The sequence below is a fragment of the Terrabacter sp. RAF57 genome (assembly GCF_052113925.1).
GTDB lineage: Bacteria > Actinomycetota > Actinomycetes > Actinomycetales > Dermatophilaceae > Terrabacter.
On sequence record NZ_JBFRDT010000043.1, the window covers coordinates 1 to 7,985 of the forward strand.

The 7,985-nt window shown below is 67.8% G+C and carries 11 protein-coding genes and 1 pseudogene; 7 read left to right on the forward strand and 5 right to left on the reverse strand.

The annotated features are described in order from the left end of the window. The 3 genes from AB4Y83_RS22410 to AB4Y83_RS22420 all read right to left on the reverse strand — a co-directional run. Positions 1–181: hypothetical protein (locus tag AB4Y83_RS22410; RefSeq protein ID WP_442298241.1), on the reverse strand; the 181-nt coding region annotated here is incomplete at its 3' end. Next, a complete protein-coding gene (locus tag AB4Y83_RS22415; RefSeq protein ID WP_442277033.1) occupies positions 178–876 on the reverse strand; it encodes a DUF981 family protein in 699 nt (232 codons plus the stop codon). The genes AB4Y83_RS22410 and AB4Y83_RS22415, both read right to left, overlap by 4 nt. Positions 877–1,025: 149 nt before the next feature. Next, positions 1,026–1,190 (reverse strand): hypothetical protein, encoded by a 165-nt coding sequence (locus AB4Y83_RS22420; RefSeq protein WP_442277034.1) that lies wholly within the window; start codon positions 1,188–1,190, stop codon positions 1,026–1,028. A gap of 92 nt (positions 1,191–1,282) precedes the next feature. Here AB4Y83_RS22420 and AB4Y83_RS22425 point away from each other — a divergent pair, with 92 nt between their 5' ends. The 3 genes from AB4Y83_RS22425 to AB4Y83_RS22435 all read left to right on the forward strand — a co-directional run bounded on the left by AB4Y83_RS22425 (position 1,283) and on the right by AB4Y83_RS22435 (position 4,411). Next, the gene (locus AB4Y83_RS22425) at positions 1,283–1,855 is read left to right on the forward strand and encodes a TetR/AcrR family transcriptional regulator (protein WP_442277035.1); all 573 of its coding nucleotides are present in this window, start codon (positions 1,283–1,285) and stop codon (positions 1,853–1,855) included. A 409-nt stretch (positions 1,856–2,264) separates the two neighbouring features. Further along, positions 2,265–2,804, forward strand: a complete 540-nt coding sequence (locus AB4Y83_RS22430; RefSeq protein WP_442298242.1) for a gluconokinase — start codon at positions 2,265–2,267, stop codon at positions 2,802–2,804. Next, on the forward strand, positions 2,804–4,411 hold the full coding sequence (locus AB4Y83_RS22435) for a GntP family permease (RefSeq protein ID WP_442298243.1): 1,608 nt from the start codon (positions 2,804–2,806) through the stop codon (positions 4,409–4,411). The genes AB4Y83_RS22430 and AB4Y83_RS22435 overlap by 1 nt, the downstream gene beginning before the upstream one ends. A gap of 167 nt (positions 4,412–4,578) precedes the next feature. Here AB4Y83_RS22435 and AB4Y83_RS22440 read toward each other — a convergent pair whose 3' ends face one another. Both AB4Y83_RS22440 and AB4Y83_RS22445 read right to left on the reverse strand, forming a co-directional pair. Further along, complete coding sequence (locus AB4Y83_RS22440) at positions 4,579–5,103, reverse strand: hypothetical protein (protein WP_442298244.1); 525 nt, start codon at positions 5,101–5,103, stop codon at positions 4,579–4,581. Between the two features lie 118 nt (positions 5,104–5,221). After that, on the reverse strand, positions 5,222–5,962 hold the full coding sequence (locus AB4Y83_RS22445; protein WP_442277039.1) for a hypothetical protein: 741 nt from the start codon (positions 5,960–5,962) through the stop codon (positions 5,222–5,224). A gap of 718 nt (positions 5,963–6,680) precedes the next feature. Between AB4Y83_RS22445 and AB4Y83_RS22450 the strand changes: the two genes are divergently transcribed. The 4 genes and pseudogenes from AB4Y83_RS22450 (at position 6,681) to AB4Y83_RS22465 (ending at position 7,579) form a co-directional block, all read left to right on the forward strand. Next, positions 6,681–6,884, forward strand: a complete 204-nt coding sequence (locus AB4Y83_RS22450) for a hypothetical protein (protein WP_442298245.1) — start codon at positions 6,681–6,683, stop codon at positions 6,882–6,884. Then, positions 6,848–7,021 carry a hypothetical protein gene (locus AB4Y83_RS22455; protein ID WP_442298246.1) on the forward strand — a complete coding sequence of 58 codons (174 nt, stop codon included), beginning with the start codon at positions 6,848–6,850 and terminating at the stop codon, positions 7,019–7,021. Before AB4Y83_RS22450 ends, AB4Y83_RS22455 begins: the two co-directional genes overlap by 37 nt. 166 nt (positions 7,022–7,187) lie before the next feature. Continuing rightward, positions 7,188–7,274 (forward strand): annotated as a pseudogene (locus AB4Y83_RS22460) (hypothetical protein); the annotation flags it as partial. Further along, positions 7,268–7,579 carry a hypothetical protein gene (locus AB4Y83_RS22465; protein ID WP_442298247.1) on the forward strand — a complete coding sequence of 104 codons (312 nt, stop codon included), beginning with the start codon at positions 7,268–7,270 and terminating at the stop codon, positions 7,577–7,579. The pseudogene AB4Y83_RS22460 and the gene AB4Y83_RS22465, both read left to right, overlap by 7 nt. Positions 7,580–7,985 lie beyond the last annotated feature (406 nt).

The following is a 7,985-nucleotide window of genomic DNA, read 5'->3' on the forward strand; positions in this document are numbered from 1 at the left end:
CCTGGCCGAGCGGGGCCTCGCCGCGCCGGGCGACGGCGATCACGTCGTCGCGGAACTCCTTGGGGTGGGCTGCAGGCATGGTGTACATCCTTCCAGCGGCGGCCTGTGTACATCCTTCCAGCGGCGGCCTCTGTCGCCACAGGTCAGGTGTCAACCAGAGCGTCAGCAGTCCCCGGTTCACCACAGGTGTGAGGTGCCGTGTGCGATGTTGTAGTACATGCCGATGTGCGTGTAGAAGTTCATCGCGCCGAAGAGGAGGAACACCACACCGCCGACGACCCAGGCGCGGGCAGCCCACAGCAGCAACGATGCACGGTCGGTCAGTTGCGCGACCGCGAACAGCAGGGCGCCGACCGCGACGATGCCCCACAGGCCGCCAAGGAAGAGTGCCTCGAGCAGTGGCAGGTGACCGAACCGTCCGCTGATCGGCTCCTCGGGCGGGGCGGCCCCGAGCTGGAAGCGCACGAAGGTGATGGCGAGCACGCCCATCGCCAGGCCGAGCGCGCCCACGAAGATCGAGACCGGTCTGAGCGATCGCAGGACCGCTTCGTTGGCCGTGTCGGCATCGGCGTCGTCAGCCGCGAAGAGCGCGCGGTGACGCCAGAGGTAGACCGCTGCAAAGAGCAGCAGCGCTCCGAAGCCGGCCGCGGGCTGGCCGAAGGCGATGTTGGCGTACTCGAAGCCGTCTCCACCGAACGGCCACGTCACGGTGGTGTGCAGCCCGAGAACTAGCAGCAGCAGGCCGGTGACGCCGAAGAAGCCGGCCCAGCCCTCGCTGTCGATGTGCCTGCGGCGGATGAGATGGACCAGGAACCAGGCGAAGCCGATGAGTCCGGCTCCGGCGGTGACGGCCACCAGTTCGTTGTAGACGACCATGTCGTCGCCCTCCTTCTTCGACGGACCGGGTCGTCCGCCTGTCGTGGTGCTGTTGTGTGGTGGTGTGGTGTGGTGCCGTGGCGCGGCTACGCTGCCGGCGCCAGAACAAGGCGATGGAGGCTGCCGGCAACGCCTGGGGCCCCGGTGGATCAGCCTCGGTGGGCGTGGGTGGTCTCGCGCACTGGGTGCGGGACCCGCTCCTTCTGGGGTGTGTCGCTGTCGGGTCGGGTGGCGTCGATGACGCCGACGACGAACCAGGCGACCACGAAAACGATCGCGATGGCGCCTGGGACGAGGACTTCGCCGGGGGTCATGATGGCTCCTTCCGTGTGAGGTCGTACCTCATGATTATCGCTACAGTGTGTGTAGCGTTATTCGACGCGTCTTTGTTCCCGAACGGAGTGACATGACCCCTGCGCGAGGACGACCCCGTGACCCGCGGGCCGATGACCGGATCGCCGGCGCGGCGCTCGAGCTGCTGCGCGAGCAGGGGCCCGGCGGTGTCCACATCGACGCGGTGGCGATCAGGGCCGGGGTGGCTCGCACCACCGTCTACCGGCGCTACCGCGACCGCGGGGCGCTCCTGGCCGCAGCCCTCGGGCTGCTCGTCGAGGAGCCCTTCCCGGCGCGGGAGGCGCCCCTCGGGGACAAGCTGCGGTGGCTGCTCGAGCAGGCGCTCGACCTCGTCGACAAACAGCTCGGCCGGGGGGCCGTAGCGGCGGTCCTCGCCGACTCCGACCCAGCCTTCAGCGCAGCCCTGCGCGCCCACCTCGTACGGCACCTCGAAGCACTGCAGGGCGAGATCGATGCGGACATCGAGGCCGGACGCGTCCGCGCCGACACCGACGGCGAAGCCCTGGCCGACCTGGCCCTCGGGGCCTACCTCGCTCAGCTCCTCCGCCTGGGCCACCCTCGGAAGGGATGGGGGGACAAGACCGTAGCCTTGCTGGTCCACGGCACGGACCCGGCGCCCGGATGACCGTCGGGTCGCGCCCAGGCGGCCGGGGCGGAGGGTCGGCGGTCAGCAACGCCATCTCGGCAGGATCGAGGCTTCCTTGGTCACCGGCCGACTTTCCTCGACGGATTCAAGGCGGGAGTTCCGCGACCACATCGAACGGGATCTCACTGACCTCGAGCCCTTGAGTCAGCCCCGGTCGCGATGCGTCGTGCCCCGCGGTGTCGGCGCGTCGAGGTCATAGCGAATGCCGACGACGCGGATGCCGAATCAGAGGCAGGCGGCGAGGCTAGCGCCGGTCAGCTGCTTGAGCCGGTAGATGCCGCCGACTGATGATCCCCCGCGATCCCCGTCTCCGAGTGGCTGACGCCTCCTGCTGAATGCCGGCTGCCCAACGCCCATCCGGGACGGCAACGCGCGCTACGTTCGGAGAATGCTGGACAGCGCAAGCGGTCCCGACCCCGACGTGGTGGTCGTCATGGGAGTGTCTGGGAGCGGAAAGACGACGGTCGCGAAAGGTCTGGCGACGGTGCTCGGGTGGGAGTTCGCCGAGGGTGACGCCTTTCATCCCGAGGCCAACGTCGAGAAGATGCGCAGCGGTACACCGCTTACGGACGAGGACCGCTGGCCGTGGCTGGAGGCGATCGGGGCGTGGATCTCGGATAAGGAGGGCCGCGGCGAGTCTGCGGTGGTGACCTGTTCGGCATTGCGCCGTGTGTACCGCGATCTGCTGTGCGAGGGCAGGCCACACGTGCGCTTCCTGCACGTCACGGCTGAGTCCGATGTCATCCGCGACCGGATGGAGCACCGTCCGGGCCACTACATGCCACCGTCATTGCTGCCCAGCCAGTTGGCCACGCTCGAGCCGCTCGGAGCGGACGAGCCTGGCGTGACCATCACCAATGAGGGGAGTGCCGCCCAAGTCCTTGACCGCGCGCTCGCCGCCCTCGGCCACCGCAAGGAGCACGCCTGATGACCCTGATCGCTCTTCCCATAACCGTGTCCACCACCTTTCCGGGCGGACTGCCGACCGCCGACGCACCCGCGGTGTACGCCGGGAACGCCCAACTCGTCGCGGCGTGCATCCTCGGCATCCTCGCGGTCGTCGTGCTCATCACGTGGGCCAAGGTCCACCCGTTCCTGTCCTTGATGCTTGGCTCGGCTGTGCTGGGTGCGGTGGCGACCATGCCGCCTGGTGACACGGTCAAGAGCTTCGTGGCTGGGTTCGGCACGACCGCCGGGGCGGTCGGCATCCTTATCGCGCTCGGGGCGATGGTCGGCAAGCTGCTCGAGGACTCAGGCGGCGCAAACCGGATCGTCGGGACGATGGTGGGCCGAGTCGGACCAGGTCGGCTGCCGTGGGTCATGGCGGCCATCGCGGCCATCCTCGGGTTGCCGTTGTTCTTCGAGGTCGGCGTGGTGCTGCTCGTCCCGGTAGTGGTCCTTGTGGCCCAACGCACCGGGTTGTCGCTGATGAAGGTCGGCATCCCTGCGCTAGCGGGACTGTCGGTGCTGCATGGGCTGGTACCGCCACATCCCGGTCCTCTCACCGCGATCGGCCTTCTCGACGCTGACCTCGGCCGGACCCTGATCTTCGGCATCATCATCGCCATCCCGACGGTCGCCGTCGCCGGACCGCTGCTCGCGCGTTACGTCGATCGATGGGTCCCGAAGTCCGCTGACGACCTGGTGCTGCTTGGCTCGACCTCCGGTGGCACAGCGACGCGGACCCGCACCACGGTGCCAGCTGGAGCCCGGACCGAGATCCGCGGGGACGCCGTTGGTGGTCTTCGCGGTGACGATGGTCGCGTCGACCCGGTAGGCCCTCGAACCGCTGAGCCCAGTGCCGGCGCCAAGACCACGAGCAGGTTGGGCACCTTCGACGAACCATTGGCGCCCGGACGCAAGCGCGTCGGCTTCGCGACGGCCATCATCGGCATCACCCTGCCGGTCGTCCTCATGCTGATCGACGCGATCACCAAACTGGCCGTCACCGACGAGAAGGCCGGGGTCCGCACGGTCATGGACTTCATTGGCACCCCCATCGTCGCCCTGCTCATCGCGGTGCTCTACTGCTACATCGCGCTGGGGCTCGGATCGGGCCTGAACAAGACCCAGGTCAGCGAGTCGGTCGGGTCCGCCCTGCCAGCGGTCGCGAGCATCATCCTCATCGTCGCCGCCGGCGGTGGTTTCAAGCAGACGCTCATCGACGCGGGGGTCGGCAATGTCATCAAGGACTGGGCGACGGGCGTCAGCATCTCGGTTTTGCTGCTCGGCTGGCTCGTCGCGGTGCTCATTCGGCTTGGAACCGGGTCGGCTACGGTCGCCACCATCACCGCCGCCGGTATCGTGGCGCCGCTCGCGCCGACCCTGTCAGCCAACCACCTCGCGCTGCTCGTGCTCGCGATCGGCTGCGGCTCGCTGTTCTTCTCCCACGTCAACGACGCGGGGTTCTGGCTCGTCAAGGAGTACTTCGGACTGACCGTGGGCGAGACGATCAAGTCCTGGTCGGTGATGGAGACCGTCATCTCGGTGTTCGGCTTCGCCCTCGTAATGGTGGCCAGCGTCATCGTCACCTGATCACCAGTGGTGAGTGGCGAAGGGACCCGATCGGGTGCTTGATGAAGGTCAGGAGCGAGTCCGCAAAGCCGACTCTGGTGGACGTCGATGACACGAAGTGCGGGCTGGTCGGACTCCCGGTCTGAACGCGGCAAATCCGGTAAACGTCTCACGCTGATGGTCGGATATCAGCGACGCCCGCCCACCTCGTCGTGCCAGTAGGCGGCGTCTTGACCACCAACTCGAAGGACCGCATCTGGCTCGACCGCGGCCGGCCAGAACTCGAGCAGATAGGTGTCAACGACGCCCTCTTCGAACTCTCCATCACTGCCTGCGTCCCGGCCACGGGCGCTCACGCGCAGGCGGTACCGTCCGGCGGGAATGGGCAAGGGCTCCCAGTTCTCGCCGGCCCACGAGGCCCACCGAGGGTGTGACCCCTCCGGAACCACTACAGACACCTCCACGATGTCCTCCCAGGTTTCAGAGGCAGAACCGGCGGCGTGCTCAAGGAGCTCGATCCGCACCCTCGATCCCCCGGAACACCGAGCGAGGTTGAGGTAGACGCCGTTGGAGTCGGCCGCGCCAACCAGGCCGTTGAGCTGGCCCGCGAAGAACCGGTCGAAGTTGCCGTCGAAGCCGAACGGCACATCCCAGCCGAGGTCGAACTGGCCGTAGTCCGTCTCGATCACTTGGTCTAGCAGGACCGTTCCCATGGGTGCATTGTCACGGATCGGATCGCCACAGGCGGTCTCACGGGCAGCGGCAATGTCGGGCGTCCCGTCCTCCGAGCGGCAAGGTCGGACGTTGCGCGCGACAGCCCGTCCGCCACGTTCAGCGAGTGGTGACGCTCGGCGCGACCGTCGGCACGAGGATCTCCGCCCCGGTGCGCGGTGCAAGTTGACCTGGGGCGCCGACGTACGCGTACACCCGGCCGGGTGAGGGCCGCAGCACTTGGGTACGGGTGAAATCCCGGACCGTGGCGGCGTCTGGGCCTCGGACGTACATCGCCAGGTCCTCGTTCTCGAGGAACGGACCGTGTACGGTCACTCCCACGGCCGCGCCCGCTGCCGCGGCGCGCTCGAGGGTTTGGGGCAGCGCGCGCCACCAGGCGACCACCGAGTCCTCCGTCCCGGAGGAATCCAGGACGAGCCGGACCTCCACGTGGCCGGGCGGTACGGGCAGCCGCGGGTAGCGGGGTGCTGCCGACAAGCCCTCGGTTGTGATGGTCCACATGTCCGATCTGCAGGCACCCGTGCGGCGCGCCACCACGGTGCCCGTCAGGTCGCGAGCCACCAGTCGGTCCTGTTCGCACGCACCTTTGGTGGCCGCCGGCCAGATCCCCGAGTTGCCCCACACGAGCCTGCTCGACCGCCACCCCGGAGAGCTCACGACGTCGGCCTGCTCGATGAGCAGCGGGCGACCGCTCTTGTTGGCGACGTCCAGAAACGGATACGGCTCCTGCATCGTGAAGGACAGCAGGACCAGCATCGCGAGGTAGCCGGCGACTCCCACTCCGATCACGATGAGGCCACCTCGCAGCACTTGATCGACGGCGGTCTGACTCCGTCCCATCGCATCCCCCTGTCCCTGTCCCTGTCCCTGTCGGTCAAGATAGGACTGCCGGCCGATCAAGTGTGCAGACCAAGGCAGTACCGTGCGGCAATCGTGACCTAGCAGCCGATGGCCGCACGCCGACGTGAGGTCTTGCCACGCGGGGACCAAGGAGCGCTTAACCGCACGACCGGTCAACGGCGTGGCCCGACATGATCCAACCGAACGTCCGCTATCCGGCTGCTTGTTTCATTGACGAAGGATCGGTGCCTGGCAAGGCTCGGTTCAGGCGTCCAGGCTGTCGCTCTCATTTCGGCTGCTCACCACCTTGGTGTGGCTCTCATCTAGCCTGCGCAGCCCGGACGTCGCCAGGGCCGGGAGAGGCTCAAGAGGGGTCTGCCCAAGCTCTAAGCAGCGTTGCCTCCCAGCTCGACGACCAGTCCGGTTCGAGGCAGCGCACGATGGAGGAGCAATGAGCAGCTCGTGTGGTGATCGGGATGGACCCGCACAAGCGCTCGGTCACGATCGAGGTGATGGGCCCCGATGAGTCGTTCCCCCGATGGGCGCTTCGACACTGACCGGGCCGGCTACGCGGACATGCTCGAGGTGGCGCGCGCGTTCCCTGAGCGGGTGTGGGCCGTCGAGGGCTGCAACGGCATCGGGCGGCATGTCGCGATCCGGCTGCTCGCTGACGGTGAGCAGGTCATCGACGTGCCACCGCGGCTATCCGCGGGTACGGATGTTCGCCACCGGTCAGGGCCGCAAGACCGACGCCACGGACGCGCACTCCATCGCCCTGGTCGGGGTCCGGATGGCCGGGCTGCGCCCGGTCGTCGACGACGAGCAGCTGGCCGTGCTGCGGGTGCTGGCCGATCGGCGCCGCGCCTGGGTGAGGACCACACCCGGATGGTCTCGCAGCTGCATCACCTTCTGCTGGAGCTGATCCCGGGCGGCGCGAAGAAGGACCTGTCCGCCGCGCAGGCGAAGAAGCTGCTCGCGACGGTGCGCCCTCGGGACGTCGCGGGCAAGGCCCGGCGCCGGGTCGCGGCCGAGCTGGTCGCCGATCTTGAGCGGATCTAGGCGCGGAAGAAGGCGGCGAACAAGGAGCTGTCTCAGCTGCTCGCTGCGACCGGCACGACCCTGACCGGGCTGCACGGCATCGGCCCCTCCGGGCCGGCGCGTCTGCTCGTGGAGGTCAGGGACATCACCCCGGTTCCCGGACAACAACCACTTCGCCTCATGGACCGGGACCGCGCCGATCGACGCCTCGTCCGGGGACCACGTGCGGCATCGCTGTCCCGGGGCGGGAACCGTCAGATCAACCGGGTGCTGAACATCATGGCCACCGCGCAGCTGCGCAACCCCACTGAAGGACACGCCTTCTTCGACCGCACCAAAGCCCGCGGCAAGACCTCCAACGAGGCCATGCGTCTGCTCAAACGCAGACTGTCCGACATCGTGTTCCGCACCATGCTCGCCGACGCCGCACGGCAGATGACGACGGGCCCGGGAGGGCAACAGGGTGACGACTCTGACTCCAGCGCGGCCGGCTCACAACCCCACACCAGCTCTTCGGACAAGCCACTTCCCGGACCCGCCACCACCCACCCTAGAACCGCGCTCCCCGCCGCGTCTTGACACAGAGGGGAGCCAGATCCGGACGATCACTAATCTGGGGGAGGGCGCGACCTCGACACACGTGATACTGAGGCTTGCAGCCGAGGCACTCGGGTGAGTGACTAAGTGAGTGACAACCGCGGTGGAAATGGCGCCACAGACAAGGACGCACGTGGACTCAGAGCAGCACAAGCGACCTGCTCGTCCGCCCGGGCTTTCACGTTGACACAGAAGAGGTCACTGGTTCAAACCCAGTACCGCCCACCAGCACAGAGCAGCCCCCGACGGGCGTCTCCGCCGGTCGGGAGACTGTCCGAGTAACGGTGTAACTGGCCCAACGCGCTGACTGGTTCAGCGGGAAGGGTCGGATGATGACCGACACACTGGTGGGCGTGAGCCCGCTTGAGAGAGCAGCGAAGAAGTCGCT

Coding starts and splice junctions, on each gene's coding strand:
- AB4Y83_RS22415 (WP_442277033.1), bottom strand. CDS start 876: ATGGTCGTCTACAACGAACTGGTGGCCGTCACCGCCGGAGCCGGACTC.
- AB4Y83_RS22420 (WP_442277034.1), bottom strand. CDS start 1,190: ATGACCCCCGGCGAAGTCCTCGTCCCAGGCGCCATCGCGATCGTTTTC.
- AB4Y83_RS22425 (WP_442277035.1), top strand. CDS start 1,283: ATGACCCCTGCGCGAGGACGACCCCGTGACCCGCGGGCCGATGACCGG.
- AB4Y83_RS22430 (WP_442298242.1), top strand. CDS start 2,265: ATGCTGGACAGCGCAAGCGGTCCCGACCCCGACGTGGTGGTCGTCATG.
- AB4Y83_RS22435 (WP_442298243.1), top strand. CDS start 2,804: ATGACCCTGATCGCTCTTCCCATAACCGTGTCCACCACCTTTCCGGGC.
- AB4Y83_RS22440 (WP_442298244.1), bottom strand. CDS start 5,103: ATGGGAACGGTCCTGCTAGACCAAGTGATCGAGACGGACTACGGCCAG.
- AB4Y83_RS22445 (WP_442277039.1), bottom strand. CDS start 5,962: ATGGGACGGAGTCAGACCGCCGTCGATCAAGTGCTGCGAGGTGGCCTC.
- AB4Y83_RS22450 (WP_442298245.1), top strand. CDS start 6,681: ATGTTCGCCACCGGTCAGGGCCGCAAGACCGACGCCACGGACGCGCAC.
- AB4Y83_RS22455 (WP_442298246.1), top strand. CDS start 6,848: ATGGTCTCGCAGCTGCATCACCTTCTGCTGGAGCTGATCCCGGGCGGC.